Source organism: Streptomyces sp. NBC_01508, assembly GCF_045040315.1.
In the GTDB taxonomy this organism is placed as follows: Bacteria; Actinomycetota; Actinomycetes; order Streptomycetales; family Streptomycetaceae; genus Streptomyces.
Map to the genome: position 1 here is coordinate 5,175,393 of NZ_CP109419.1, position 24,843 is coordinate 5,200,235.

The 24,843-nt window shown below is 70.6% G+C and carries 27 protein-coding genes and 1 pseudogene; 15 read left to right on the forward strand and 13 right to left on the reverse strand.

Features of this window, described 5'->3' with window-relative positions:
* Window positions 1-84 precede the first annotated feature (84 nt).
* The 3 genes from tgmA to tgmC all read left to right on the forward strand — a co-directional run bounded on the left by tgmA (window position 85) and on the right by tgmC (window position 2,431).
* Window positions 85-342 carry a putative ATP-grasp-modified RiPP gene (gene tgmA, locus OG700_RS24150; protein ID WP_405616903.1) on the forward strand — a complete coding sequence of 86 codons (258 nt, stop codon included), beginning with the start codon at window positions 85-87 and terminating at the stop codon, window positions 340-342.
* Between the two features lie 723 nt (window positions 343-1,065).
* Window positions 1,066-1,305: a hypothetical protein gene (locus tag OG700_RS24155; RefSeq protein ID WP_405616905.1), complete on the forward strand. Its 240-nt coding sequence runs from the start codon at window positions 1,066-1,068 to the stop codon at window positions 1,303-1,305.
* Window positions 1,295-2,431 carry an ATP-grasp peptide maturase system methyltransferase gene (gene tgmC / locus OG700_RS24160; protein ID WP_405616907.1) on the forward strand — a complete coding sequence of 379 codons (1,137 nt, stop codon included), beginning with the start codon at window positions 1,295-1,297 and terminating at the stop codon, window positions 2,429-2,431. The genes OG700_RS24155 and tgmC overlap by 11 nt, the downstream gene beginning before the upstream one ends.
* A 78-nt stretch (window positions 2,432-2,509) precedes the next feature.
* On the opposite strand, the gene OG700_RS24165 is transcribed toward tgmC, so the two are convergent.
* Together OG700_RS24165 and OG700_RS24170 are read right to left on the reverse strand one after the other, a co-directional pair.
* Window positions 2,510-2,731 (reverse strand): DUF397 domain-containing protein, encoded by a 222-nt coding sequence (locus tag OG700_RS24165; RefSeq protein ID WP_405616909.1) that lies wholly within the window; start codon window positions 2,729-2,731, stop codon window positions 2,510-2,512.
* A gap of 3 nt (window positions 2,732-2,734) precedes the next feature.
* A complete protein-coding gene (locus OG700_RS24170; RefSeq protein ID WP_405616911.1) occupies window positions 2,735-3,595 on the reverse strand; it encodes a helix-turn-helix domain-containing protein in 861 nt (286 codons plus the stop codon).
* Window positions 3,596-3,818: 223 nt separating this feature from the next.
* Between OG700_RS24170 and OG700_RS24175 the strand changes: the two genes are divergently transcribed.
* The 6 genes from OG700_RS24175 to OG700_RS24200 all read left to right on the forward strand — a co-directional run bounded on the left by OG700_RS24175 (window position 3,819) and on the right by OG700_RS24200 (window position 9,080).
* A complete protein-coding gene (locus tag OG700_RS24175; RefSeq protein WP_405616913.1) occupies window positions 3,819-4,166 on the forward strand; it encodes a recombinase family protein in 348 nt (115 codons plus the stop codon).
* A gap of 4 nt (window positions 4,167-4,170) precedes the next feature.
* Entirely contained in the window at window positions 4,171-4,668 is a 498-nt protein-coding gene (locus OG700_RS24180) for an ATP-binding protein (protein WP_405616915.1), read from the forward strand.
* A 56-nt stretch (window positions 4,669-4,724) separates the two neighbouring features.
* Window positions 4,725-5,081, forward strand: a complete 357-nt coding sequence (locus OG700_RS24185; protein ID WP_405616917.1) for a hypothetical protein — start codon at window positions 4,725-4,727, stop codon at window positions 5,079-5,081.
* An 81-nt stretch (window positions 5,082-5,162) separates the two neighbouring features.
* On the forward strand, window positions 5,163-8,606 hold the full coding sequence (locus OG700_RS24190) for a HEAT repeat domain-containing protein (RefSeq protein WP_405616919.1): 3,444 nt from the start codon (window positions 5,163-5,165) through the stop codon (window positions 8,604-8,606).
* A gap of 23 nt (window positions 8,607-8,629) precedes the next feature.
* Window positions 8,630-8,902 (forward strand): hypothetical protein, encoded by a 273-nt coding sequence (locus tag OG700_RS24195; protein WP_405616921.1) that lies wholly within the window; start codon window positions 8,630-8,632, stop codon window positions 8,900-8,902.
* Window positions 8,903-8,927: 25 nt separating this feature from the next.
* Window positions 8,928-9,080 carry a hypothetical protein gene (locus OG700_RS24200; protein ID WP_405616923.1) on the forward strand — a complete coding sequence of 51 codons (153 nt, stop codon included), beginning with the start codon at window positions 8,928-8,930 and terminating at the stop codon, window positions 9,078-9,080.
* A gap of 3 nt (window positions 9,081-9,083) precedes the next feature.
* On the opposite strand, the gene OG700_RS24205 is transcribed toward OG700_RS24200, so the two are convergent.
* From OG700_RS24205 to OG700_RS24215, 3 genes are all read right to left on the reverse strand, one after another.
* Complete coding sequence (locus OG700_RS24205; RefSeq protein ID WP_405616925.1) at window positions 9,084-10,640, reverse strand: MFS transporter; 1,557 nt, start codon at window positions 10,638-10,640, stop codon at window positions 9,084-9,086.
* A 155-nt stretch (window positions 10,641-10,795) separates the two neighbouring features.
* Entirely contained in the window at window positions 10,796-11,692 is an 897-nt protein-coding gene (locus OG700_RS24210; protein WP_405616927.1) for a class I SAM-dependent methyltransferase, read from the reverse strand.
* 117 nt (window positions 11,693-11,809) lie between these two features.
* Entirely contained in the window at window positions 11,810-12,403 is a 594-nt protein-coding gene (locus OG700_RS24215; RefSeq protein ID WP_405616929.1) for a helix-turn-helix domain-containing protein, read from the reverse strand.
* Window positions 12,404-12,492: 89 nt separating this feature from the next.
* Here OG700_RS24215 and OG700_RS24220 point away from each other — a divergent pair, with 89 nt between their 5' ends.
* Window positions 12,493-13,536, forward strand: coding sequence for an NAD(P)/FAD-dependent oxidoreductase (locus tag OG700_RS24220; protein ID WP_405616931.1), 1,044 nt, complete (start codon window positions 12,493-12,495; stop codon window positions 13,534-13,536).
* Here the strand turns inward: OG700_RS24220 and OG700_RS24225 are convergent.
* Window positions 13,519-15,339 (reverse strand): lyase family protein, encoded by a 1,821-nt coding sequence (locus OG700_RS24225; RefSeq protein ID WP_405616933.1) that lies wholly within the window; start codon window positions 15,337-15,339, stop codon window positions 13,519-13,521. The genes OG700_RS24220 and OG700_RS24225 overlap by 18 nt on opposite strands.
* A gap of 220 nt (window positions 15,340-15,559) precedes the next feature.
* Between OG700_RS24225 and OG700_RS24230 the strand changes: the two genes are divergently transcribed.
* Window positions 15,560-16,810 carry an NAD(P)/FAD-dependent oxidoreductase gene (locus OG700_RS24230; RefSeq protein WP_405616935.1) on the forward strand — a complete coding sequence of 417 codons (1,251 nt, stop codon included), beginning with the start codon at window positions 15,560-15,562 and terminating at the stop codon, window positions 16,808-16,810.
* A 57-nt stretch (window positions 16,811-16,867) separates the two neighbouring features.
* On the opposite strand, the gene OG700_RS24235 is transcribed toward OG700_RS24230, so the two are convergent.
* Complete coding sequence (locus OG700_RS24235) at window positions 16,868-17,917, reverse strand: aldo/keto reductase (protein ID WP_405616937.1); 1,050 nt, start codon at window positions 17,915-17,917, stop codon at window positions 16,868-16,870.
* A gap of 214 nt (window positions 17,918-18,131) precedes the next feature.
* Between OG700_RS24235 and OG700_RS24240 the strand changes: the two genes are divergently transcribed.
* Window positions 18,132-18,347, forward strand: coding sequence for a hypothetical protein (locus OG700_RS24240; RefSeq protein WP_405616939.1), 216 nt, complete (start codon window positions 18,132-18,134; stop codon window positions 18,345-18,347).
* A gap of 128 nt (window positions 18,348-18,475) precedes the next feature.
* Window positions 18,476-19,177: a hypothetical protein gene (locus OG700_RS24245; RefSeq protein ID WP_405616941.1), complete on the forward strand. Its 702-nt coding sequence runs from the start codon at window positions 18,476-18,478 to the stop codon at window positions 19,175-19,177.
* 46 nt (window positions 19,178-19,223) lie between these two features.
* On the opposite strand, the gene OG700_RS24250 is transcribed toward OG700_RS24245, so the two are convergent.
* The 4 genes from OG700_RS24250 to OG700_RS24265 form a co-directional block, all read right to left on the reverse strand.
* Window positions 19,224-19,634, reverse strand: coding sequence for an ankyrin repeat domain-containing protein (locus tag OG700_RS24250; protein ID WP_405616943.1), 411 nt, complete (start codon window positions 19,632-19,634; stop codon window positions 19,224-19,226).
* Between the two features lie 20 nt (window positions 19,635-19,654).
* Window positions 19,655-20,506: an EamA family transporter gene (locus OG700_RS24255; protein ID WP_405616945.1), complete on the reverse strand. Its 852-nt coding sequence runs from the start codon at window positions 20,504-20,506 to the stop codon at window positions 19,655-19,657.
* Window positions 20,503-21,066 carry a YbaK/EbsC family protein gene (locus OG700_RS24260; protein WP_405616947.1) on the reverse strand — a complete coding sequence of 188 codons (564 nt, stop codon included), beginning with the start codon at window positions 21,064-21,066 and terminating at the stop codon, window positions 20,503-20,505. Before OG700_RS24260 ends, OG700_RS24255 begins: the two co-directional genes overlap by 4 nt.
* 72 nt (window positions 21,067-21,138) lie before the next feature.
* On the reverse strand, window positions 21,139-22,206 hold the full coding sequence (locus OG700_RS24265) for a helix-turn-helix transcriptional regulator (protein ID WP_405616949.1): 1,068 nt from the start codon (window positions 22,204-22,206) through the stop codon (window positions 21,139-21,141).
* A 61-nt stretch (window positions 22,207-22,267) separates the two neighbouring features.
* Between OG700_RS24265 and OG700_RS24270 the strand changes: the two genes are divergently transcribed.
* Window positions 22,268-22,936 carry a DinB family protein gene (locus tag OG700_RS24270; protein ID WP_405616951.1) on the forward strand — a complete coding sequence of 223 codons (669 nt, stop codon included), beginning with the start codon at window positions 22,268-22,270 and terminating at the stop codon, window positions 22,934-22,936.
* Window positions 22,933-23,391: a VOC family protein gene (locus OG700_RS24275; RefSeq protein ID WP_405616953.1), complete on the forward strand. Its 459-nt coding sequence runs from the start codon at window positions 22,933-22,935 to the stop codon at window positions 23,389-23,391. Before OG700_RS24270 ends, OG700_RS24275 begins: the two co-directional genes overlap by 4 nt.
* Before the next feature lie 267 nt (window positions 23,392-23,658).
* On the opposite strand, the gene OG700_RS24280 is transcribed toward OG700_RS24275, so the two are convergent.
* Window positions 23,659-24,036 carry a nuclear transport factor 2 family protein gene (locus tag OG700_RS24280; RefSeq protein WP_405621923.1) on the reverse strand — a complete coding sequence of 126 codons (378 nt, stop codon included), beginning with the start codon at window positions 24,034-24,036 and terminating at the stop codon, window positions 23,659-23,661.
* A gap of 132 nt (window positions 24,037-24,168) precedes the next feature.
* A pseudogene (locus tag OG700_RS24285) lies at window positions 24,169-24,666 on the reverse strand (penicillin-binding transpeptidase domain-containing protein); the annotation flags it as partial.
* Window positions 24,667-24,843: the final 177 nt, after the last annotated feature.

A 24,843-nucleotide genomic window follows, 5' to 3' on the forward strand; every position in this document is an offset into this window, starting at 1 on the left:
GCCAGTTTGGCCAAGGAATCGGCCTGTTGTGATGTAACCAAGGGATTCGCCCAAGGAACATAATGGCCCTCAACGGTCACAACGATGGAGGTGCGCGTGCTCACCACCGTCCCCTGGGGCCTGACCCGTATGAGGCGCTACCCCGAGGCCGTCACTCTGCCGGCCGGGACGGCGACCGTCGATCCGGTCACACAGACTGGCCGATGGGTCGGCTCGGACGGGGAGATCCTGCCTGCGACGGCGCGACACAAGCGGTCCGAGACGAACAAGGAGACCTCGACGAAGACGAGTTTGGACGGCAACCCTGATCAGGGCAGCGACCAGGAAGGCGACACCGATTGACCAGCGGATCCGTTCTCGTCGTCACACAGGCGGACGACGCGACGGCGGACATGGTCATCGAGGAGCTGAATCACCGGCGTGTCCCCGTCGTACGACTTGACCCCGGAGATTTCCCCACCGACCTCACCGTCACCGCCCGCCTCGGACAAGGCGGGCTTGAGGGTGTGGCACGAACCGCCACTCCGTCGCAGACCTCGGCGACGTCCGATCCGTGTACTGGCGGCGCCCTCGGCCGTACGCACCACCGCCCGGTCCGGATGAGCAGACCGGGCGGTGGTGCCGAGAGGAGGCCCGCTACGGCCTCGGCGGCATTCTCGCCGCGCTGCCCGGCGCCCACTACGTCAACCATCCGTGGCGAATCCGAGACGCCTAGTACAAGCCCGCGCAACTCGCCGCCGCAGCCGCATGCGGGTTCGGCATCCCGCCCACGCTGCTGACCAACGACGTGGACGAGGCACGGAAGTTCACCCGCGAGCACGGCCCCGTGATCTACAAACCGCTGCGGAACACCGACTACCACGACGCCGACGGCCGTGCCCTGACCGTGTGGGTCGAGGAAGTACACCCGGCAGACCTGACCGGCACGGTCGGGCTGACCATGCACCTGTTCCAGAAGCGGGTGGCCTCCGTCGCGGACCTGCGGGTGACGGCCGTCGGCGACGAGGTGTTCGGCGTCCGGATCGACGGCTCGCCCGGCCTGGACTGGCGTCGCCTCTACGACAGTTGTCGTACACGCTCATCGACCCGCCGCCGTCTCTGGTCAAGAGCATCCGGAACTACCTCGACACGTTCGGGCTGGTCTTCGGTGCCTTCGACTTCGGCGTCGATCACGAGGGCCGGATCTGGCTGTACGAGTGCAACCCGAACGGGCAATTCGCCTGGTTTCCGACTCCTGTCACCGACAGGATCGTCACGGCCGTCGCCGACCGGCTCCAGCACGCAGGAGAGCACCATGCCCGCTGACCCCGCCGCACTACGTCTCGCCCTCGCCGACGAGATCGCGGCCGGCAACCCCACGCTCGATCCCTCCTGGCGTGACGCCGTCGCGGCCGTTCCCCGGGAGCTGTTCGTGGACGACGCCTTCTTCCGCCACGTCGGGACTGGTTGGACGCCCGTACGCCGGGCCGAGAGCGGCGACGCCGAGTGGCTGGGGATGGTCTACACCGACTCGACGTGGGTGACCCAGGTCGACGGACGGGACGTGGCCGACGTCGACGGCCCGATCACCGGGAGCCCCACATCTTCGGCCACACTGCCCTCGCTCGTGGTGCGCACAGCCCAGGTGGCTGATCTCCAACCCGGGCAACGCGTCCTTGAGGTAGGCACAGGCAGTGGCTACTCCACGGCTGTCCTGTGTCACCGGCTCGGAGCCGAGAACGTCGTCAGCGTCGAGTACGACGCGGGGCTGGCCGCCACCGCCGCCGCTCACCTGCGAGCCGCCGGGTACACGCCGACCCTCGCCGTGGGAGACGGCCTCCGCGGTTGCGGAGAGCACGCCGACTACGACGCGGTGACCGCCACCTGCTCCGTGCGATACATCCCCCCGCAGTGGTTCTGGCAACTCAACGACGGTGGATCCATCACCACCACGATCTGCGGCTGGATGCAGGTGGCCGGTCTGATCCGTCTCGTCCTCGACGACGAGGGAACCGCCCACGGGCGTTTCACCGCGGACAACATCACATACATGCTCGCCCGCCCGCACGAGCGCCCGCCGTCCCCGCTGTTCTTCAAGATCGACGGCGACACCACTCCCACCCGCGTGGACCCGGCGCTTCTGGAGCAGTGGGAAGCGCGGTTCGTCGCCCAGCTCTCAGCTCCGTCCGCCGAGCTGATGGAAACCGGTTCCGGCATCATCCTCCGCGACGTCGCCACCGGGTCACAGGCGTGGACAGAACCGAAGGGCGGCGGATGGATTGTGCACCAGCACGGGCCTCTGCGGCTGTGGGACCAAGTCGAAGACGCACTGGCGCAGTGGCAACAAGCAGGTGCGGCAGACCTCTCCGAGTTCGGCATGACAGCGACGCCCGACTCTCAGACGGTCTGGATCGGCTCGCCCCAGGGCCCGAGTTGGCAGCTTCCCGTATAGGTCTGTCAGGTCTGTGAACCACGCCTTCGGTTGACCGCGCGGAGCGCCCAACCACGGCGGTGGTTGGGCGCTCGTTGGCTACCGTGCGGTGAACCCGTCGGATATGACGTCGCGCATGAACGAGTCGAATGGCCCTGCGGTGAAGGCGAGAGCGGGGCCGTGGGGCTGCTTGCTGTCGCGCAGCAGGCGGTTTCCGTCGGGCAGGGCGGCCACTTCCACGCAGTCTCCGTTGTTGCCGGAGTACGAGGACTTGATCCAGACCGGTCCCGCTGTCGGAGCAGCCCCGATGTGTGGCTTCATCGTCTATTCCATTTCCCTTATGGCGTTCATGATGAGCTTCCGCGACTGACTGGCGTTCGCCGCAGCGACGTTGAGCCGCCTGAACAGTGTCGTGTACGTCTCCACGTCGGCTTCTTCTTCGTAGTACACGGTACTCGTGGGTGATTCCGCGTAGATGATGTCGGTCTCGGCGGACGTCGCGAAGCCCATGATGACGAACGGGCCGAACAGGCAGGCGTTCATGGGGTCTTCGCGCGGCAGCACCTGGAGTTGGACATGTGGCTCGCGGCTCGCCTCGACCAGACTCTTCAGTTGGGATTTCATCGTGGTGGGGCCGCCGACCCGGTGGTACAGCACGTTCTCCGCGATGATGACCCACAGTTGGAGCGGGTTCTCCCGGCTCAGGATGGCGCGGCGCTCATGCCGTACGTCGATCTGTGTCTCGACGTGCTCCGCCGTGGCGTCGGGCGCCTGCAATTCGATCAACGCGCGGGTGTACTCAGGAATTTGCAGCAGGCCGGGAATCAGATTGGTCTGTACGTTGTAGAGCTTGGTCGTGTCCCACTCGACGCTGACGTACGCGGCATAGGAAGAGTCCACCGTCTCGGCGTACCGCGACCACCAGCCCTTCTTCTTGGACTCGCGTGACAGGAGTTCGATCTCCTGGCGCTGGGCGGGGTCGGTGATGCCGTACGCGTCCAACAGGGCGCGCAGGTCGGGGAGTCGGATGTTGGACTGGGCGTTCTCGATGCGTCCCAGCTTGGATTCGGCCGATTCGAGCACCTGGCACGCGTCCGCGTGCGTCAGGCCGGCGGCCGTCCGCAACTCGCGAAGCATTCGCGCCAAACGCCTCTGACGGATCGTCGGGTTGTTGTTGATGGTCACGCTGATGCGCCTCCCTCACTCGTTCACGCAGGCCAAGTACGCCGCTCGAACATTGTATCGACCATGTTCTACCGCGACTCCTGGAAGTGGGTACTTGACACTTCGAGCGCCGCACTGGGCATAGTACTCGCAGTGGTCATCGCATGACCAACGGTTACCGCCATGGATGGCGATCGCCGTTGCCCACCCCTGCGGGCACGACCCCCCACCGGAGGAAAACGTCATGAACTCCCTGACAGGCGAGCCATGCATGGCCTACGGATATCTCCGCGTCCTCTCCGACGCGGCCGAGCGTGCGGCGTACGCGCAAGAACGCGACATGAAGCGCTTCGCCGAGGAGTGCGGCCTTCAACTGGTCGCCATCCACCACGAGTTCGTCTGCGGAGCGCTCGACGCCTTCAACGAACTGGTCGACGCCCTCCGCCACACCGGAGCGCGCCATGTGCTGGTGCCGTCCCTCTCCCATCTCGCGGAGAGCGGCCCCCTGCGTGACGCCCTGCTCGACCGGCTCGAATTCGGCGTCGAGGTGTGCGTGCACGCCCTGGACGAGTGCGCGGCGGCCGGTGCGTAGCGCCGTGTCGCGACAGTGCGCCGGGGACCGGCTCGTACTCGTGGCCGTACCGGAATCCGTGGGGCGCGCGAGGGCGTTCACGGCGGCGACGCTGCGTTCGTGGGGAGCGGTGGGTGTCTTGGACGACGCGCTGCTCGTGTCGTCCGAACTGGTCACGAACGCGATCCGAGGGGCGGACCTCGTGGCCGTCCAACTCCGGTTGGCCGAACGGAGTTTGTACGTCGAGGTGTGGGACGGCGCTCCGGGTGTTCCCGAGGTGGCCCACGCGGATGCGGAGGACGAGGCGGGGCGGGGACTTCGGCTCGTCGCGGCGCTGGCGACACGCTGGGGCGTCTGCCGGCCCCGGGCCGGAGGAAAAGTCGTCTGGGCCGAACTGACCTTGCCCGACGCTCCGGAACCGCCGCCCGGCGCAGTGGCGCCGCTGGGACCGGAGGCCGGCGCCGAGTTGTTGGCCGACGTCGCTCTCATGGAACGGGTGCTGGGTGCGTTGCGCGGTTGGTAGTCCCACAACGGCATCAACGGCGTGACATGCGTGGTGTATTGCGTGAGGATTCGCCCATGCGGGGATGGAAGAGAGCAGCGCTGATCGCCGGTTCGTGCGCGTTGATCGTGGCGATGGTCGTGGTCTGGGTGGTGGTGGACCTCGGGACCGCCGACGGTGTGGCCAGTGTCGTCGGGGCGTCCGTGGGAGTCGTCGGGATCGGCTACGCCCTCATCGGCGGTGCGGAGCAGCAGCCCAGCGGCTTCCGTGTGACGCGGACCGGCAGGAGCACCGCACGTAACGGCGGTGCGTCCAACGCCGGTGTCACGCGCAGCGGTTCGCGTGGTCCGGTTCAGGCGAGTGCCACGGATACCGGTGATGCCGAGGCGGACGGTGACGGCAGCGGGGCGAACAGCGGTATCCAGCTCAATTAGGGGGCACGGACAGTGGTGTTGGGGAAGAGGCCGACCGTTCAGGCCGCGGACACGGGGACCGCGCAGGCCAGGAACGGTAGCGTGGCCAACAGCGGCGTCATGAACATCCAGGAGCTGCACCAGCATGCGCCGGAACCGGCCGAGATCACGCCCGAGGAGGCGCAGGCGGCGGTAGAGGCGTACGCGGGCCGGGTCCGTGGGCAGTACGGGCGGCTGGACCTGGAAGTCTTGACGCCGCTGTCCGAGCAGAACGAGCACCCGGTCGTGGAGTTGCGCGAGGTCTTCGTCGCCCCTTTGGTGCGAGCGGATCCACCGCAGGTCGAGTTGCCTCGCGAACTGATGAAGCGGCTTGTGGAACAAGGTGAGTTGCTGGAGATCGGCGACCTTCCCCCGGGGACCGATTCCGCCCGGCTGCACCAGGTGCGTGAGGCGTACCGTCAGCGCCCGCCCGCCGATGTGCTGGAGATCGTGGCCGACCCGCAGGTCAAGAAGGTGGTGCTGCTGGGGGACCCGGGCGCGGGGAAGTCAACCCTGGCCCGCTATCTCGCGCTGGCTCTGACCAGCCCCGAGCCACAAGGCCCCTTGGCCGCCTTGGACGGGTGGCTGCCCCAGGTCATCGAACTCCGGCTCTACGCGGAGGAGCGCTGGCGCGAGCGGACCTTCGAGGACTTCCTGGAGCATCTGCACATCACTGAGGGAATGTCGGTCCCCGCCGACGTGCTGCAAGAGCGCCTCCGGTGCGGAAAGGCGCTGGTCGTCTTCGACGGTCTGGACGAGCTGTTCGATCCACGCGTACGAGCGGAGACCGCACGGCGCATCGCCGCGTTCGCCGCCCGGTACCCGGACAGCCGCGTGGTCGTCACCTCGCGCGTCATCGGCTACCAGCGGGCGACCCTGGACGGCGCGGACTTCAAGCACCACATGCTGCAAGACCTGAACGAGGAGCAGATCGCCGAGTTCGCCCGGCTCTGGTACGGCAACGCCTGCCCCAACAACCCCGTGCAGGTGGCCCAGTTGGTACGACGGGTCACCGACGCCGTATCCCACTCCCGGCCGGTGCGTGAACTGGCGGGCAATCCGCTGCTCCTGACGATCCTGGCCATCATCGGCCGCCGCCAGACCCTGCCACGAGACCGCCAAGGTGTGTACCGGCACGCCGTGACCGTCCTGGTCGCGCATCTGGATCAGGACGTCAAGCATTTGAAGGGACAACCCGGTTCGGAAGCCTGGGAAGACCTGGCTCCCGAAGAACTGCACGAACTGCTGCGCCTGCTGGCACGCTCCATGCAGAACGGCAGCAGCGGCATCGCGGGCAACCACATTCATGTCCGGGAGCTGGAGGCTGTCCTCTGCGGCTACCTGCGGGACTACGAACTCCCGCCGATGAAGGCCAAGGCCGCGGCACGCGCCATGGTGGACCGGCTGCGGACACGGAACTTCATCCTGAGCAGGTACGGCGGTGAGGTCTACGGGTTCGTCCACCGAGCGTTCCTCGAATACCTGGCCGCCGCCGACATTGCCCACCGGTACAAGGAAGATCGTGAATGGAGCCGGGACGAACTCATCGACCAGGTCTTCAAGGCCCGCGCGGCAGACCCCTCCTGGCACGAGGTTCTGCTCCTGGTGATCGGCCAGTTGAGCGACCGGGATGCGGGCCCGGCCATCGACTGTCTGCTGCGGCTTCATGGCGAGTTGCCCACCGAGGACAACACCATGCTGGCCCTGGCGGTACGCGCCCTGGCCGAAGTACGCAAGATCGGTCCCCTCGCCACGCAGAGCCATGCTGTCGTCGATGCCCTCATCCAGGCTGTCAGCGGACCTTCGCCGCAAGAAGGCGACCCCGCACTCAGCGCCGCGCTGCCGGCCCTGACCACTTTCAGCGAGTACTGGAGCGGGCGCCACCGCTACTTGCGCTGGTTTCACACGTTTGGCCAGTTCCAGGGGGGCCTCGACTGGCCGGTGAAAGTAGCCGGCGCTCTGTACAGGACCCCCACAACCCCCACACTGCTCGCGAGATTCGCGCCGGAGTCCGTCGTACGCGCAGAAGCTCTCGCTTTGCTGGCCCGGCGCTGGTCCGGTGATCCGGGGATTCGTGCGCTGGTTTGTGACCGTGTCACCGCTGACCCCGATGGGGTCGCTCGCTCCGCCGCTTTGGGGTTGTTGGCCCGGCGCTGGTCCGGTGATCCGGGGATTCGTGCGCTGGTTTGTGACCGTGTCACCGCTGACCCCGATGGGGTCGCTCGCTCCGCCGCTTTGGGGTTGTTGGCCCGGCGCTGGTCCGGTGATCCGGGGATTCGTGCGCTGATCTACGACCGTGTCACCGCCGACCCCGATGGGGTCGCTCGTTACGTCGCGTTGGAGGTGTTGGCCCGGCACTGGTCCGGTGATCCGGGGATTCGTGCGCTGGTTGGTGACCGTGTCACCGCCGACCCCGACAGGACCGCTCGTTTCAGGGCGTTGGAGGTGTTGGCCCGGCACTGGCCCAATGATCCGGGGACTCGTGCGCTGATCCACGACCGTGTCACCGCCGACCCCGATGGGGTCGCTCGTTACGTCGCGTTGGAGCTGTTGGCCCGGCACTGGTCCGGTGATCCGGGGATTCGTGCGCTGATCCACGACCGTGTCACCGCCGACCCCGATGGGACCGCTCGCTACAGGGCGTTGGGGTTGTTGGCCCGGCGCTGGCCCAATGAGCCGGGGACTCGTGCCCTGATCTACGACCGTGTCACTACTGACCCCCACGAGGTCGCTCGTTACGTCGCGTTGGAGGTGCTGGCCCGGCGCTGGCCCGGTGATCCGGCGACTCGTGCGCTGATCTACGACCGTGTCACCGCCGACCCCGACGGGACCCCCCGCTTCCGGGCGTTGGAGCTGTTGGCCCGGCACTGGCCCAATGATCCGGGGACTCGTGCGCTGATTCGTGACCGTGTCACCGCCGACCCCGACGGAAACCCCCGCGCCACCGCCCTGGGGTTGTTGGCAGGGCTCTGGTCGGAGGATCCGGGGACTCGTGCGCTGGTTTGTGACCGTGTCACCGCCGACCCCGACGGGGCCGCTCGCTCCACCGCCCTGTGGCTGTTGGCCCGGCACTGGTCCGGTGATCCGGGGATTCGTGCGCTGATTCGTGACCGTGCCACCACCGACCCCCACGAGACCCCCCGCGACAGGGCTTTGGAGCTGCTGGCAGGGCTCTGGCCCGACGACCCGGAGACCCGTGCCCTGATCCAGGACCGCGCCACCACCGACCAGGACCCCGAGCTAAGACTTGGGGCACTCCGGCTCTGGGCGGCAGAAACCACAGACGAAGCTCGCGATGCTCTACAGGAGCGCGCCCGCCACGACGACAGTGAGGCTGTCAGGCACGGCGCGCTGTGGATGCTGGCCTTTGGATGGCCGGGCGATTCACTCACTCTCCCCACCCTGCAAGAGGTAGCCGCCACCGACTCCTCGGAAGACGTACGCTCGACGGCGGCACAAACTGTGCAGGCAGTCGAAGCCATTCAGGCCGGTGGAGAGTTCTCCTAGGGCCGGATCGGAAGGGTCGGTACATGTCGGCGCTGACCGCGTCCCGGCTCTCGGCCATCCTTGACGCCGCCGTGGCCACCGCCGGGAGTTGGCGCCAGGCGTTCACCGCGATGCTTCAGGCGGTGCTGGCGGACGCCGAGCGGTTCGGGGCCAAGCTGCCGGTGTCCGTTGAGCGCGTACGGACGTCGGTACGGGGCGCGGCCCCTGCCCTGGACGAGGTCACCGTTCCCGCGCTGGTGCACTTCGACCTGGGAGGGGAACATCCTGCTGGCCGGCTACCGGGCGGGTGGCGGTGACGCCGGCTTCGACGAGGCCGCGCGGGTGCGCATGGCGCTCTACCGCTGCTATCTGTACCTGATCATGCTGGTCGAGGGCGTACCGCGCGGCTACCCGCCCGCGCACACCGCCAGGACCCGCAGGACCGTCGGGCCTGCTCTGGTCCTCGTCCTGGGGCTGATCAGCACGGCCTCGTGAGGCTCAGGCGCCCGGCGGCGGCATGCCGCCCTGGAGGCGTTCGAGGTCGGAGGCCCGTACCTGGATCACGAACAGCGCGATCAGGGCCGACACGACGGCGAACACCGCCGCCACGATGAACGCGTTCGAGACACCTGCCGTCAGCACCTCGTCGCTCCACGGCTTGGGCAGCGTGCCCGTCTTCTGGAACGTCAGCTTCTGGGCCGGGGTCGCGTGCGCCAGGAAGTCCCGGGCCTGGGTCGTCGCCTCGTCCCTGCTGGCGGTGCCGAACACCGTCACCAGGATGGACAGCCCCAGTGAACCGCCCACCTGCTGCGTCGCGTTGAAGACGCCGGAGGCCGCACCGGACTCCTGCTGGCTGACGCCCGACAGCGCCATCAGGGTCAGCGACACGAACTGGAAACCCATGCCGAGGCCGAAGATCAGCACCGGGCCCAGCAGGCTGCCCAGATAGGTGCTGTTCACGTCCGTCAGCGTCAGCCACGCGAGACCACCGGCGGCCAGGATCGCGCCGGACACCATGAACGGTTTCGGACCCCAGCGCGGCAGGAGCTGTGAGGCGATGCCCGCGCCGATCGCGATGACCACACTGACCGGGAGGAAGGCGAGACCGGCCCGGAGCGGGCTGAAGTTCAGAACCTCCTGCACGAAGAGCGTCAGGAAGAAGAACATGCCGAACAGCGCGGCGGCCAGGCTCAGCATCATTCCGTAGACACCCGCGCGGTTGCGGTCACGGAACATCCACAGCGGAGTGATCGGCTGCGGCGAACGGCGCTCGATGACGATGAAGAGGAACAGCAGCACCACCGCCGCGGCGAAGGACCCGAGCGTCAGAGCGTCGGTCCAGCCCTCCTCGGACGCCCGGATGAACCCGTACACCAGACACACCATGCCCAGCGTCGCGGTGAGCGCGCCGACGACGTCGAAGTGGCCGGGGCGCGGCTCGGACTCCTTGATGAAGCGGGGCGTCAGAAGGATGAGCACCAGCCCGATCGGCACGTTGACGAAGAAGATCCACCGCCAGTCGAGCCATTCCACCAGGATGCCGCCGGCCAGCAGCCCGATCGCGCTGCCGCCCGCCGAGACGGCCGCGAACACGCCGAACGCCCGGTTGCGCGCGGGTCCTTCGCGGAACGTGGTGGTGATCAGCGACAGGGACGTCGGGGAGGCGATCGCGCCGCCGATGCCCTGGATCGCGCGGGCGGCCAGCAGTTGCCACGAGTCCTGCGCGAGACCGCAGAGCAGGGAGGCGGCAGCGAAGAGCGCGATGCCGAACATGAAGACCCGGCGCCGCCCGAGGATGTCGCCGAGGCGCCCGCCGAGCAGCAGCAGACCGCCGAAGGTGAGGGTGTACGCGTTGACCACCCACGACAGGTTCTGGGTGGAGAAGTCGAGCGCGCTCTGGATGTGGGGGAGCGCGATGTTCACGATGGTGACGTCGAGGACCACCATCAACTGGCAGGAGGCGATGATGGCCAGGGCGATGCCGTTGCCGCGGCCCTGGTCGGGGGCGTCGGCGCTCTTCGCGTTGTTCGGCGGCGTGGCCGGTGAATCAGTCATAGGTGGGGGTGGTGAACGGGGTGGTGCGCGCCCTCGGACAGGGAACGCCACCGTTCATCGGATCTGACTCTAAATGGGGCGAACCGGTCTCGCGACCCGGCCGCGAACCGGCCGCGAGGGGCCGGGTCGCAGCGGACTCGGCGGACTCGGCGGACTCAAGCGGGAGAGCGTGCCGCCCATACGGTGCGCTCCGTGCGCACCGTCAGGTCGTCGCGGCGCAGAATGCCGCGCGGGCTCTCGGTGTCGAGCAGCTGGTCCAGAGCGGCCAGGTCTTCGGCCGTCAGGAACTCGGCGACGCCGCCACGCATACGGCGCAGGCCGGCGAGCGCGTAGCGGCCGACCGCCTCGGTGTGGGGCGGGGCGATGTTCACGGTGACGGTGCGTTCGCCCTCGACGGTGAAGCCGGCGGCGGTCAGCTTGGGTCCCCAGTCGGCGCCGCGGTGCGGCAGGTGTTCGGTGTGGTGACGGTCGATCGCGGCATGGCAGCGCTCCTCAAGGCCGGGCCGGTCCGCCGGGGCGTCGGCGGGCAGGAAACGCGGGAAGCCCGCCAGTTCGACGACGGCGAACAGCCCGCCCGGCGCGAGGGTGTCGTGGACCTGGCGCAGGGTGCGGTCGGGGTCGGCCATGTGGTGCAGGGAGGCCGAGGCCCACACGAGATCGGGTGTGCCGAGGTCGGGCCAGTCGGTGTCGAGGTCGGCCCGGACGGTACGCACACGGTCGGCCAGGCTCGCCGACTCGGCCTTCTCCAGCAGGCGGTCCAGATGGGCGGCCGAGGTGTCGACGGCGGTCACCTCGGCGTCGGGGAAGCGGTTGAGCAGGGCGAGAGTGCCGGCTCCGGTCCCGCTGCCCAGGTCGACGATGTGCCGGGGGGCGGCTTTGACGGGCAGCCATGCGGTGATGGACGCGATGTGCTCGGCGAGCACTTCCGCGTCGAGATCGAGGATCTCGGTCTGGTCGTCGGCGTCGTCCTGCGGGTGGCCTTGCGGGTGGCCTTGCGGGTGGCCGTGCTGCTGGCCGTGCTGGTGTCCGTGTTGGTGGGGTGCGTGTGTCATGACATGCACGCTAGGTGGATCATCGGCGTCCGGCGCGGTCGCTTTCCGGATGCGCAAGACGATGGCTCGTTGAGCTGCTGAACACGCAACGCAGACGCGCGCCGGGTGCCGCGCGCCTCACTTCGACGGGCGGTCGGCGTCCCCCGCGTTCTCGCCGCTCCGGTGCCCCCGGCGGGCGTCGCGGTCGAAGATGCCCAGCACCTCGCAGGGGCCGCCCTCCGCGCCGATCGCGTGCGGAAGCATGGTGGGGAACTCCGCGGCCTGATTGGTCTCCACGCGGAAGCGGCGGTTCCCCAGCAGCAGGATCGCCGTACCGGACAGGACGACGAACCATTCGTGGCCGGGGTGGGCCCGCATGGCCGAAGGGCGGTCGGACGGCGGATCCGTCATCCGCTGACGTACGACCGTCATGCCCGGGTCTGCCCGTACGGGCCACCGCATCTGCTGGTGGGCCGCGTCGATCACCGGGCTGGAGATGACATCGTCCGCGGCCGTCTCGACGAGCTGATCGAGTGAGGTGTCCAGGGCGCGGGCGAGGGTGACGAGCTGGTCCAGAGCCAGCCGGCGCTGACCGGTCTCGATCCGGCTGAGCGTGGAGGGGCTGAGGCGGGCGCGGGTGGCCAACTCGTCGAGGGACCAGCCCTGTGCCATCCGCAGCGCGCGGATCCGTTTGCGTACCAGGCTGTCCAGCTCACCATCGTCTTGCGTCATAGGCAAGATTGTATGCCTCATGCGCACAGCTTGCTTAGTGTGAAGGCGTAACGGCGGCCCCCTGATCACTGCGAGGAGAGGTCAAGCACATGTCTGTGACGACTACCGATAGCGATACCGATACCGATACCGACTGCGAGACCGTCGACGCCGTGGTGATCGGCGGCGGCGCCGCAGGGCTGAACGGCGCGCTGATGCTCGCTCGCTCCCGCCGCTCGGTCACCGTGATCGACAGCGGCACGCCCCGCAACGCACCCGCCGAGGGTGTGCACGGCCTGCTCGGCCTGGAGGGCGTCGCGCCGGCGGAACTGCTGCGCAGGGGACGGGAGGAGGTGCGCCGGTACGGCGGGCGGGTTGTGACCGGCGAGGTGACCGCCGCACTCCCGGTCGGCTCGACCGCCCCGGCCGCCCCGGCCGCCGAAGGTGATCCGCGCTTCGCCGTGACCCTGGCGGACGGCGGCGTCCTGCGGGCGCGCCGGCTGCTGGTCGCCACCGGAGCGCGTGACGTACTGCCCGACGTTCCCGGACTCGCACGGCACTGGGGGCACGGCGTGGTGCACTGCCCGTACTGCCACGGCTGGGAGGTACGCGACGAACCCATCGGGATCCTCGCGGTCGGCCCGGCCTCCGTCCACCACGCGCTGCTGTTCCGTCAACTGACCGACGACCTGGTCTACTTCACCCGCGAAACCGATCTGGACCAGGACACCCGCGCACGCTTCGCCGCCCGCGGCATCCGCGTCGTGGACACCCCCACGGCCGCGATCGAGGCCGCCGAGGCCGCCGAGGGCGGCGGCATCGCCGGCGTGCGGCTGGCCGACGGCCGGTTCGTTCCCCGCCGGGTTCTCGCGGTCATGACCACGCTGTGGGTACGCGCCGACGGCCTCGGCGGGCTGAATCTGCCGATGCGGGATCTGCCGGGCGGCATGGGCCGCCACTTCGCGACCGGCCCGGCGGGCACCACGGACGTCCGGGGTGTGTGGGTGGCGGGCAACGCCGCCGACCTGACCGCCCAGGTGGGAGCCTCCGCCGCGGCCGGCGCCCTGGCCGGGGCGCACATCAACGCAGACCTGGCGGGCGCCGACACCGACGCGGCTCTCGCCGGTTGGGAACAATCAGCCCGCGCTGCCTGATTGTTCGGGGTCCGCCAGGGCGCGGTCCACGAGGGCGCGGTCCACGAGGGCCGGGGCGGAGCCCGTGTATGCGGTCGGGTCGGTGAGGGCGCGCATGCGGGCCTCGCCGATCAGTTCCGCGACCGCCGGGTCGGTCTCGGTCAGCGCCTGCGCGAGCGGGATGCCCGCGCTCGTGGCGAGGCGGGCGGCGGCGCCGAGCAGTTCCTTCGCGCGGGACCGGCCGACGGCGGGGGCCAGGGCCGCCGCGAGCCGTTCGTAGGTGAGCAGTCCGTGCGTGAGGGCGAGGTTGTCCCGCATCCGGTCGGGGAAGACGCGCAGGCCGTGGGCGAGTTCGGCGGCGTCGCGGGCGGCTCCGCCGGTCAGCCGCAGCAGCTCGCGCAGCGGCTGCCACTCGGCGTGCCAGGGACCGGCGGGGCGTTCGTCCTCGGCGACCAGCGCTCCCAGGAGTACGGAGGCGAGCGCGGGTGCCTGTCGCGCGGCGGCGGCGATCAGGGTGGCCCGCACCGGGTTCCGCTCGTGCGGCAGCGCGGACGAACCGCCGCCGCACCCCTCGGCGACCTCCCCGATCTCGGTCCGGGACAGCACCAGCACGTCGGCGGCCAGCTTCCCGAGCGCGCCCGCCGTGAAGGCGAGGGCCGAGCCGAGATCGGCGACGGGGGTACGGAGGGTGTGCCACGGCAGTGCCGGTTCGGCGAGGCGCAGCTGGGCGGCGTACGCGGCGAGGAGGCGTATTCCGGTATCCGTGTCCGTGTCCGTGTCCGTCTCCGTGTTCGTGTCTGTGTCCGTGTTCGCGCCCGTGTCCGGGGCGGCGTCCGTGCCGGTGCCGGTGCCGGGGGCGCTCCGATCCGATTCCTGGGCCTCGCCCGAGCCCGTCAGGTCGTAGACCGGCTCGTCGGGCGCGGGGCCGACCCCGAGGCCGGGCTCCGGATCCGGCCCCGGAGCGGGACCCGCGGCGGGCGGGTAGTCAGGCAGCGGCTCGGGAGGGCTGTCCAGCGTGGTGTCCAGCGCGCCGGTCAGGTCGTACACGGGCTCGCAGGACGCGGCGGTGGAGGTCGTGCCGGGCGCGCCGCGTATCGGGTCTTCGACCCGCGCGAACGCCGCCAACGTGCCTGCCTCGCCGCCCAGTTGGGCCGGGAGCCGGACGGCGGCCAACCGGGTGCGGGCGTCCCGTACCGACGAGAGCCAGCCCGCCGCCTTCAGCCCGAACGTCGTCGGGGCCGCGTGCCGCGTGAGGGCGCGCCCCGCCATCGGGGTCGTGCGGTGGGCCGTGGCCAGGGCGGCGAGCGCGTCGGCCGTACGGTCCAGATCCGCCAGGACCAGTGGCACCGTACGGGCGGCGACCAGCATCATCGCCGTGTCCACGATGTCCTGGCCGGTCGCGCCCCGGTGGACGTACCGCGCGACGTCCTCGTCGTTCACCGCCGCCGTCAGATCCGCCACGAGGGGGGTCACCGGGTCGCCTCCGGGGCGCGCCCGCAGTGCCACGTCCCGTACGTCGAACCGCTCCGCCGTCGCTGTCGCCGCCGCTGTGATCGCGTCGGCCGCCGCCCCCGGCGCGAGACCGACCGCCGCCTGGGCGCGGACCAGCGCCGCCTCGGCGTCGAGCATCGCCCGGAGGAAGGCGGCGTCGCCGGTCGCCGCCTCGGCGGCGGAGCCCGCCCGGCCGGGCGAGAGGAGCCCGGCGTCGGGGGAGAGGCCGGCGGCCGGGTCTGCGTGGTCCGGGTGGTCTGCGTGCTCGACGTGCTCGACGTGCTCGACGTGCTCGGCGTGCTCGGCGTGCTCGGCGTGCTCGGCGGAAGTCAAGGAAGACCGTCTCCTCGTCGTACGTGCCGGGCGTGGGCGGCCCGGCCGTCTGCCATCAGGGTCTCCCGCCGGTCCGCGGCGGGCGCGGCGAGTGGCGAAACGAGTGGTGAGGTGAGCGGCGGGCGCGTCAGCTTTTAACGCCTCTTGACAGGTTTTGGGTAGAGGCCAATCGAGTGAACAGTGACCCTACGAACCAAGCGGCGAACAGCAGATGACCGGGATGCGCGGAATCGACGGAACGCTCCGTCATATCGCCGTGGTCGGTGCCTCCCTCGCCGGTGTACGCGCCGCCGAGACCCTGCGCCGGCGCGGCTACGACGGCCGGCTCACCCTGGTCGGCGCGGAGAGCGACTTCCCGCCGTACGACCGTCCTCCGCTCGCCCAGGCCGTGCTGACCGGCGGGGACATCGACGGCACCCGGCTGCCGGTCGAGCCCGGCCTCGACGCCGAGCTGTTGCTGGACACGACGCCGGAAGGGCTCGACCTCAAGAGCCTCAAGGGACTCATGGGCTACCCCGGCGGCACCCTCCAGCTGTCCGGTGCCCGGACCCTGGACTTCGACGGACTGGTCATCGCGACCGGTGTCGTGGCGCGGCAGCCCGCCGGGCTGCGGAGTGGCCACCCGGCCGTCTACGTCCTCCGTACCTTCGAGGACTGCCTCGCGCTGCGCGCCGCCCTCCTCGGCGGCCCCCGGGTCGCCGTCGTCGGCGCCGGATTCGTCGGCTGCGAGATCGCGTCGGAGTGCCGGGCCCGCGGCCTCGACGTCACCGTCGTCGAGGCGGGCCCCGCCCCGCTGGCGCGGGTGCTCGGTACGGCCATGGGGCGGGAGCTGGCCGCGCTGCACCGCGACCACGGCACGGTCCTGACGACCGGCGTCCGGGCCGTCGCGCTGCGCCCCGACGGGGTCGAACTGGCCGACGGCACCTCCGTACCGGCCGACGTGGTGGTCATCGCGGCCGGCCGCGCGCCGCGCACCGACTGGCTGCGGGGGAGCGGCCTCGACATCGAGGACGGGGTGCTCCTGGACGCGACGTGCGCGGCGGTGGGTGCGGCGCGCGTCGTGGCGGCCGGGAGTGTGGCCCGCTGGTACAACCCGCTGTTCGGCGAGGTGATGCGGGTCGAGCACCGCGCCGACACCGTGGAGCAGGCCGTGGCCGCGGCCGAGACTCTGCTGGCGGACGGTGCGGGCGCGCTGCCCTTCGAGTCGCTGCCGTACTTCCGGTCGGAGCAGTACGGCACCACGATCGAGTTCGTCGGGCGCGGAACGGGTGTCCCGTACGTCGTCTCGGGGACGGTGGCCGAGTGCCGGTTCGTCGCCGTGTACACGGACGGACAGCACGTCACCGGCGCGCTGTGTGTGGACATGCCCTCCCAACTCGCCCGCTTCCGGCGGATGGTGGCGGCACGCGCCCCGGTGGAAGTGCTGCTCGCGCCCATGGCGGTCAAGCCGGGCTTCCGACACCCCACTTGACCGCCGTCGCGGCCAACGAGTCCAGCGCGCCAACTCGTATGACGTACCGTCAGATTTCTACGCCGCGGCCCGGTCCGCGACCGGCCGCCGGCGGAGGGACGCGTCCGTCAGCACGGGCGGCTTCCAGGCACCGTCCGGCTGGTAGACGTTCGTCCCGGGCGCCACGATCTCGTCGATACGGTCGAGTACCGCGTCGTCCAGGGTGAGTGACGCCCCCTTCAACAGACCCTCCAACTGCTCCATCGTGCGCGGGCCGATGATGACCGACGACACGGCGGGATGCGCGGCCGTGAAGGCCACCGCCAGCTCGGGCAGCGAACAGCCGATACCGTCCGCCAGCTCGACCAGCCGCTCGACGATCTCCAGCTTGGCGGCGTTCACCGGGAGCGACGGATCGAACCGCGCCGGGGTGAGCGCGGCGCGGCCCGTGGTCAGGTCGATCGCGCCGCCCTTGCGGTACTTGCCCGTCAGGAAGCCGGAGGCGAGCGGACTCCACGTCAGCACGCCCATCCCGTACCGGTCGCACACCGGAAGCACCGACGTCTCGATGCCGCGCGCCAGGATCGAGTAGGGCGGCTGCTCGGTCCTGAACCGGTGGAGCCCCCTGCGTTCGGCCACGACGTGCGACTCCACGATCTCCTCGGCGGGGAACGTCGAGCAGCCGAAGGCGCGGATCTTGCCCTCCCGTACGAGATCGGTCAGCGCGGAAAGGGTCTCCTCGATGTCCGTCGTGTGGTCGGGCCGGTGGATCTGGTAGAGGTCGATCCACTCCGTGTCCAGCCGCTTCAGGCTCTCCTCCACCTCCTTGACGATCCAGCGCCGCGAGTTGCCGCCGCGGTTGCGGCCCTCGCCCATCGGGAAGTAGACCTTGGTCGCGAGGACGACGTCGTCGCGGCGGCCCTTGAGGGCCTTGCCGACGATGTACTCGGACTCACCGGCGGAGTACATGTCCGCCGTGTCCACGAAGTTGACGCCCTGGTCGAGGGCGGCGTGGATGACGCGTACGGAGTCGTCGTGGTCGCTGTTGCCGACGGAGCCGAACATCATGGTGCCGAGGCAGTGGGCGCTCACCTCGATACCGGTGCCGCCGAGAGTGCGGTAACGCATGTCGTGCTCCCTTGCTGGTCAGGCATCCCCTGGGGCGTACGCGGGGCACTCTAGGACTTGGAGTGCGATCGAGGGCAAGGCGCGAGGGCAAGGCGCGCGAGGCGAAAGCGTGACGGTCCGTCCGGAGGCCGCTGCGCAAGGCCAATACTTTGGTCACGCCCACGGATCCCTTCGGCCGATACCGGCCCCGGCTCCCGCTTCCTAGCCTCGGCGTATGAAGTCAATCCTCGAACTCATCGGTTTCGGACTGGTCGCGGCGGGCGTCACCGGGCTCCTCGCGCACTGGATCGACTGGATGCCGACCGTCTTCGGCTTCTTCCGGTTCATCCTTCCCGACGGGTACGAGGTGCCCGGCCACGTCGTCGCGACGCTGCTCGGGCTCGCCGTGATTTTCGCGACCGACGCGGCGAAGAAGAAAGCGTCCGCTTGAGGATGGACCTGAGCATGGACCTGGGGACTGGCACGAGGACTGGCACGAGGACAGGCACGAGGACAGCTACGAGGACTGGCACGAGGACAGCTACGAGGACTGGCACGAGGACAGGCATGAGGACAGGTATGAGAAAAGGGCCGGAACCCGCCGCGCCGACCGACACCACCGTGCTGGCCCCACCGGGCTGGGTCGTTCCGGCCTTCGCCGCGATCGGGGCGGTCGCCGGCTGGCTGCTCAAACTGCTCGCCAACTGGCTGGTGACACTGCGCTGGGCCCCGATGAAGGGTCCCGCGGAGCTGCTGAACTCGATCCCCGAGCCGTGGTTCACCGTCGCCGGGGTGACGGCGGGCACGCTGCTCGGTGTGCTGGTGGCGTTCATCGCGCTGCACGAGTCGCTGACCGTACGGGTGGCGGACACCCACGTCACGCTCACCATCCGCGACGAGACCCGCGAGCTGCTCCACGCCGACGTCGGCCCGGTCTTCCTGGACGGCAAGTTCCTCGTACTGCTCGGCCACCGCACCGAGGAGACGGCCCGCGAGCCCTGCGACCTGGACCGCGCGGCCCTGGCCACCGCCTTCACGACCCACGGCTACACATGGGCGGCCGAGGACCCGCACAAGGCCGACTTCCGCGTCTGGGTTCCGGACACCCCGGGCCTCCCGGTGGGCGCGAACGCCCTGCTCAGCGCCCGCGCGCAGGCGATGCGCAAGACGGGCACGGCGGGCGATGTCCGGGTACTGCGCGACGAGTTGAACGGGCTGGGTCTGGCGGTCCGCGACGAGGACGGACGCCAGTACTGGCGGCTGCCGATGCCGCCCGCGTAGCGCGCGTACCCCGCGTAGCCGCCGCGCGTAACACGCCGGACAGGGCCTAAGCGCCCGCCTCCTCCAGCAGCCGCACCGTCTCCGGATGTGGCTCCCGCTGCGCCCAGTACAGCGGCGAGCGCCCACTGCCGCCGTCCTCGCACAGGCGCGGATCGGCGCCGTGCGCGAGCAGTTCGCGTACGGCGCCGGCATGCCCCCAGCACGCGGCCCCGCACAGCGGCGTGCCCTCCGTGCCTCCCCCGCTCTCGGTGTCGGGCAGCGCGCCCGCCGCCAGCAGGAGGCGTACGGAGTCGGTGTTGCCTTGCACGGACGCCGCGTACAGGGGCGTCGACCCCTCGGAGTCGTACGTCTGGGCGGGCGCCCCGGCCCGCAGCAGTGCCGCGACCTCCGCCGCACTGCCGAGCCGTGCGGCCCACACCAGGCGCCGCGACAGTTTCTTCCGTCGTCTGTTGTTCATCTCTGTCCTGTCTCGCTTCCTCAACTCGTGTGCAGCATCAGGCCGATGCCGATCACCATCAGCCCGGCCGCCGCGATGCGCGGCGTACCGAACCGTTCCTTGAAGAACACCGCGCCTATCACCGCCCCCACGATGATCGACGACTCCCGCAGCGCCGCGATCGGCGCGAGCGCCGCGCGTGTCTGGGCCCACAGCACCAGGGAGTACGCCCCCACCGACAGCACCGCGCCGAGCAGGCCGAGCCGTGCGTGCAGGCGCAGTTGGGCGAGGAGCAGGCCGCGGCGCGCGTACAGCGCGTACGCCGGGATCAGCGCGCCCTGGAGGATCATCAGCCAGCCGATGTAGCCCAGGGGCGATCCCGACTCGCGTACGCCCACCCCGTCCACCACGGTGTACGCGGCGATCGACACCCCCGTCGCGAGCGCGGCCAGCAACGCGGGCCACTGCGGCTTCGTCTCCGCGCCCCGCATGCCCCACAGCGCCACGCAGACCAGCCCCGCCGAGGCGACGGCCACCCCCGTCGCCTGCCAGCGGTCCAGCGACTCGCCGACGAAGACCGCCGCCAGGACGGTCACCAGCAGCGGCGCGGTGCCGCGTGCGATCGGGTACATCTGGCCGAAGTCGCCGAGGCTGAACGACCGCATCAGCAGCGCCTGGTAGCCGACGTGCACCAGCGCGGACACGATCAGATACGGCCACGCCCCGGCGGCCGGGAACGGCGCGAAGCACACGAGGACCGCGCCGATCACGGTGCCGCCGCCGGCGATCAGGGTGAAGGCGACCAACTGGTCCTTGATGGTGTGCGCGATCGCGTTCCAAGTGGCGTGCGTGACCGCCGCCAGGAGGACGGCCGCGGCGACGACGGGCGTCACGCCATGCGCTCGCGGAGGTCCGCCAGGGTGCCGCCGGCGTACGAGACCAAGCTCTTGGGGTCCATCGGGAACACCGCGTGCGGGGTGCCGGCCGCCGCCCACACCACGTCGTGGTCGAGCAGCCCCCGGTCGGCGAGCACGCGGGTGCGGGTGCGGTGGCCGAAGGGCGGTACGCCGCCGATCGCGTAACCGGTGGTCTCCCGTACGAGATCGGCGCGCGCCCGTTTGACCGCCCCGGCGCCCAACTCCTCCCGTACGCGCTCCACATCGACGCGCGAGGCGCCGTCCATCAGGACCAGGACCGGGACGCCGTCGGCCTCGAAGATCAGCGACTTGACGATCTCGCTGAGTTCGCAGCCGATGGCGGCGGCGGCCTCGGCCGCCGTGCGGGTGGCGTCCGGGAAGGTGCGGACCTGGCCGGTCAGGTCGTCGAGGCCCAACTCGCGCAGGGCTTCGGCGAAACGGGGATGGGCGGCGGTGGCGGAGGCGGTGGAGGTGGTGGAGGTGGTGGCGTCGGCGTTGGTGCCGGGGGTGTCAGGCGTGCCGTCGGGGTTGCTCATGACGGGCACGCTAGTGGCAGGGGAGGGGCGGTGCGAACGTGTTCCACCGACGTACGCGTCTCTCACGCGCCGTCAGCCGCCGGCCGACCGCAGTCTCTCCGCCAGCACGCGGCAGCGGTCCGCCAGCTCAGGCGGGTCGAGCACCTCGAAGTCGTGCCCCAGCAGGAGCACATGCATCAGTACGGAGTCGAGGTTGCCGCCGCCGCTCAGCACCTCGCAGCACTCGCCTCCACGCTCCTGTCCACGCTCCTGTCCACGCTCCTGTCCACGCTCCTGTCCACGCTCTTGTCCCCGCTCGCCTCCCTGTTCGTGTCCCCGCTCCCGTACGACGGCAGCCGCCGCCGGGATCTGCTCGCGCACCGTGTCGGCCGGCGCGTGCACGAGGAAGCGCGCCCGATGCGGGTAGACCCGGCTCGCCACGCCCTCCTGCACGTACGCCGCCGCGTCGGGCGCCGTGCGCGGGCGGAAGCGCCAGGTCCGTACGGACACCTCGGTCATCCGGTCGACGCGGAAGGTGCGCCAGCCTTCGCGGTCGAGGTCGTAGGCGAGGAGGTACCAGCGCCGGTCGGAGGCGACCAGGCGGTACGGCTCGCACCGCCGCCGTCGCACCTCGCCCCCGGAGGGGGCGCCGCCGGACGGGGCGCGCCCGGACCGGTAGTCGAAGCCGGCCTCGACCTCGTCGCGGCAGGCCCTGGCCAGCGTCATGAGCACCTGGGGGTCGACCGGCGAGCGGCCACCGCCGAAGGACTCCACCGAACCGGACAGCGCGCGCACCTCGTGCCGCAGCCGGGTGGGCAGCACCTGGTCGAGCTTGGTCAGCGCCCGGAGCGCGGCGTCGCCGGCACCGGCGACCGCGCCACCCGCGCCGACGAGCAGCGAGACCGCGGTGGCGATCGCCTCCTCGTCGTCGAGGAGCAGCGGCGGCAACTCCTGCCCCGGGCCGAGCCGGTAGCCACCGCCGACGCCCTGGCCGGCCCGCACCGGATAGCCGAGCGCGCGCAGCCGCTCGACATCACGCCGCACGGTGCGCGACGTGACCCCGAGCCGGTCGGCCAGCTCGGGGCCGGTCCAGACCTGACGCTGCTGCAACAGCCCGAGCAGGGTGAGCACCCGTTCCGTGGTGCCCCGGTCCGTATCCATGTCGCCAGCCTGACAGAGATGGCGGACCGATCCTGTCCGCCATGGGTGTCACGGTGGTCCCATGGACGACGCGGACGAACTCGACTGGAACCGGACACTGCGCGAGCAGTGGGAGTTCCACTGGAACCATCAGCTACGGCCCCGGCTCGACGGCCTCACCGACGACGAGTACTTCTGGTCGCCGGTGCCGGACGCCTGGAACGTGAGGCCACGCGGCGACTCGACAGGCGACACGGGCGACTCGGGCGACTCGGGCGACTCGACAGAGCCGACAGAGCCGACAGAGCCGACAGAGCCGACGGGGTTCGGTGCCGGGGACTTCACGATCGACTACGCGTATCCCGGCCCGGTCCCGGCGGCCTTCACCACCATCTCCTGGCGGCTCGGACACGTCATCGTCGGCGTGCTCGCCGCGCGCAACGCGGCGCACTTCGGGGGGCCGCCGGTGTCGTACGAGACGTGGGAGTACGCCGGCGACGCCCGGACGGCGCTCGGCCAGCTGGAGGCACAGCTCGATGCCTGGCTGGCCGGCGTGCGGAGCCTCGGCGAAGCCGGGCTCCGGCCCCCGGTCGGCCCGAAGGAGCCGTATCCCGAGGCGCCGATGGCCGATCTGGTGCTGCACATCCACCGGGAGCTGATCCACCATCTGTCCGAGGTCTGCCTGCTGCGCGACCTCTACCACCACACGAAATCCGCCGCACAGCCCACCACGAACGGAGCCACCCCATGAGCCGCCAGCTCCAGATCACCTTCGACGCGCACGACCCGCAGGCCCTGTCGGCCTTCTGGCGCGACGCGCTCGGCTACGTCCACCCCGGCCCGCCCGGAGTCGACCTGCCCGAGGGCGCCGACCCGCTGGCCGCGTGGGACGACTTCCTCGCGGGGCTGGGCGTACCGAAGGAGCAGCGCAACACCCGGTCGGCCGTGGAGGACCCGGAGGGGCGCGGCCCCCGGCTCTTCTTCCAGCGGGTGCCGGAGGACAAGGTCGCCAAGAACCGCGTCCACCTCGACATCCGCGCGGCTCCGGGACTGGAGGGAGCGGCCCGGATGGCGGCGCTGGAGTCCGAGTGTGACCGGCTCGTGGCGCTGGGGGCCACCCGCGTACGCCGCGACGAGCCCGCGTCGCTGAGCCCCGGCCACCTCGTGATGACGGATCCCGAGGGCAACGAGTTCTGCCTTGACTGAAAGAGCGTTCTGTCCCGGCTGAGAGCGACGGACCGACGGACCGACGGCCAGTGGCGCGACTTCGCCTGGCAGGACACGTCTGTCATGTGCACCAACGCGTCGATCAGGGCAGCACCATGCTCGGCGTGGTCGGCTTGAGTTCGCGGCCCGGCTCACCACCGGGCAATGAAACAGCCCTGCCGGCGGCGGCGCGGCCGGTGACTCCGGCCGGCCGCCCCCAGCGGCCCAAGAGCCGCGCAGCCCGGTGAACCTTCCCGGCCACAGCCCTTAAGCTCCGTTCGGTTCGATCTCGCCCGCGAAGACGATGACCTGGTCGATGAGGTTCCGCCGCAGATGGACGACGTCCGTTCCCGCCAGGCGGGGGCCGCCGTCCGGTGTGGTGAAGACCCACTCGTACCGGGCCCATTCGTCCGGCATGTCCACCGCCGAGCAGCGCACCATCGTGCCGGTGCCCGCCGGGTGGTGGCGGATGTCCAGGACGAATCGCTCGACAGCCTCCACTCCCTCACTGCGGCCCAGCGGTCCCCAGAAGACCACGTCCGCGGTCAGGGCCTGGGAGAGCAGCCCGGTCACATAGCTGTCGTCCGAGGCGTTGAACGCGGAGATGAACGTGTCGATCGCGGACCGCGCGGTCTCTTCATGCATGCACCCAGTAGTACCAGTTGCCTCACTGAGCGCGCTCGGCCCGTGACCCGTCTTCCGGCCGGGCGCCCCGCCCCTCACCCCCCGCCCCTCACCCCGCCGCGAGTACGGCGGCGACCACCGGCCCCGCCGCGTCCCCGCCGCGTCCCCGCCGTGGCCACCCGCCTCGACGCTCGCCGCGGCGGCCAGGTCGTCCTGGAAGCCGGTGAACCAACTGTGCGACGTGGCCTGCCCGTCCACCTCGGCGGACCCCGTCTTCGCGCCCTTGTCACCGCCGAGCGCGGCCATCGCCGCCTTGCCGGTGCCCCACGAGGCCGTCGCCCGCATCATGTCGCGCAGTTGCCGGCCCACCGCGCCCGGCAACTGCCGCTCGGCCACCGCCAGTTGGCGGTTGTCGAGGTCGCGCGGGACGATGACGGGCTGGCGGAACGTGCCGTCCTTCGTGGTCGCGGTGACGGACGCGATGTTCAGTACGTTCATCTGGATGGTGCCCTGGCCTATGTACTGCGCGGCGGCCCCGCCCCCGGACGACTCCGGCACGCTGCCGTCCGCCGACGCGACGCCGGTCTGCCAGTCCAGCCCGAGGCCGAAGACCTGCCGGGCCTCCGCGGGCAGCGCGTGGTCGTCGAACACGCCGCCGACGACGGCGACCTTGGCTCCACTGGGCATGGGTGCGGTCCCCTCCCCCCAGGAGCGTCCCCGGCCACGTTCGAACGTGTGCAAGGAGCAATGGTTTCGCGCTGTACGGGACCCGGGTGAACGCGGACCTGTCCGCTATCGGACCGCGACGGTGGTCCCGCCGCCGGGACC

Bases quoted from the DNA above. Each gene is read 5' to 3' on its own strand.
- OG700_RS24185 (WP_405616917.1), top strand. From the start codon at position 4,725: ATGCGGGGATGGAAGAGAGCAGCGCTGATCGCCGGTTCGTGCGCGTTG.
- OG700_RS24265 (WP_405616949.1), bottom strand. From the start codon at position 22,206: ATGGATACGGACCGGGGCACCACGGAACGGGTGCTCACCCTGCTCGGG.
- OG700_RS24195 (WP_405616921.1), top strand. From the start codon at position 8,630: ATGTCGGCGCTGACCGCGTCCCGGCTCTCGGCCATCCTTGACGCCGCC.
- tgmC (WP_405616907.1), top strand. From the start codon at position 1,295: ATGCCCGCTGACCCCGCCGCACTACGTCTCGCCCTCGCCGACGAGATC.
- OG700_RS24210 (WP_405616927.1), bottom strand. From the start codon at position 11,692: ATGACACACGCACCCCACCAACACGGACACCAGCACGGCCAGCAGCAC.
- OG700_RS24215 (WP_405616929.1), bottom strand. From the start codon at position 12,403: ATGACGCAAGACGATGGTGAGCTGGACAGCCTGGTACGCAAACGGATC.
- tgmA (WP_405616903.1), top strand. From the start codon at position 85: ATGGAGGTGCGCGTGCTCACCACCGTCCCCTGGGGCCTGACCCGTATG.
- OG700_RS24165 (WP_405616909.1), bottom strand. From the start codon at position 2,731: ATGAAGCCACACATCGGGGCTGCTCCGACAGCGGGACCGGTCTGGATC.
- OG700_RS24280 (WP_405621923.1), bottom strand. From the start codon at position 24,036: ATGCATGAAGAGACCGCGCGGTCCGCGATCGACACGTTCATCTCCGCG.
- OG700_RS24235 (WP_405616937.1), bottom strand. From the start codon at position 17,917: ATGCGTTACCGCACTCTCGGCGGCACCGGTATCGAGGTGAGCGCCCAC.
- OG700_RS24230 (WP_405616935.1), top strand. From the start codon at position 15,560: ATGCGCGGAATCGACGGAACGCTCCGTCATATCGCCGTGGTCGGTGCC.
- OG700_RS24175 (WP_405616913.1), top strand. From the start codon at position 3,819: ATGAACTCCCTGACAGGCGAGCCATGCATGGCCTACGGATATCTCCGC.
- OG700_RS24275 (WP_405616953.1), top strand. From the start codon at position 22,933: ATGAGCCGCCAGCTCCAGATCACCTTCGACGCGCACGACCCGCAGGCC.
- OG700_RS24205 (WP_405616925.1), bottom strand. From the start codon at position 10,640: ATGACTGATTCACCGGCCACGCCGCCGAACAACGCGAAGAGCGCCGAC.
- OG700_RS24240 (WP_405616939.1), top strand. From the start codon at position 18,132: ATGAAGTCAATCCTCGAACTCATCGGTTTCGGACTGGTCGCGGCGGGC.
- OG700_RS24220 (WP_405616931.1), top strand. From the start codon at position 12,493: ATGTCTGTGACGACTACCGATAGCGATACCGATACCGATACCGACTGC.
- OG700_RS24250 (WP_405616943.1), bottom strand. From the start codon at position 19,634: ATGAACAACAGACGACGGAAGAAACTGTCGCGGCGCCTGGTGTGGGCC.
- OG700_RS24245 (WP_405616941.1), top strand. From the start codon at position 18,476: ATGAGAAAAGGGCCGGAACCCGCCGCGCCGACCGACACCACCGTGCTG.
- OG700_RS24260 (WP_405616947.1), bottom strand. From the start codon at position 21,066: ATGAGCAACCCCGACGGCACGCCTGACACCCCCGGCACCAACGCCGAC.
- OG700_RS24270 (WP_405616951.1), top strand. From the start codon at position 22,268: ATGGACGACGCGGACGAACTCGACTGGAACCGGACACTGCGCGAGCAG.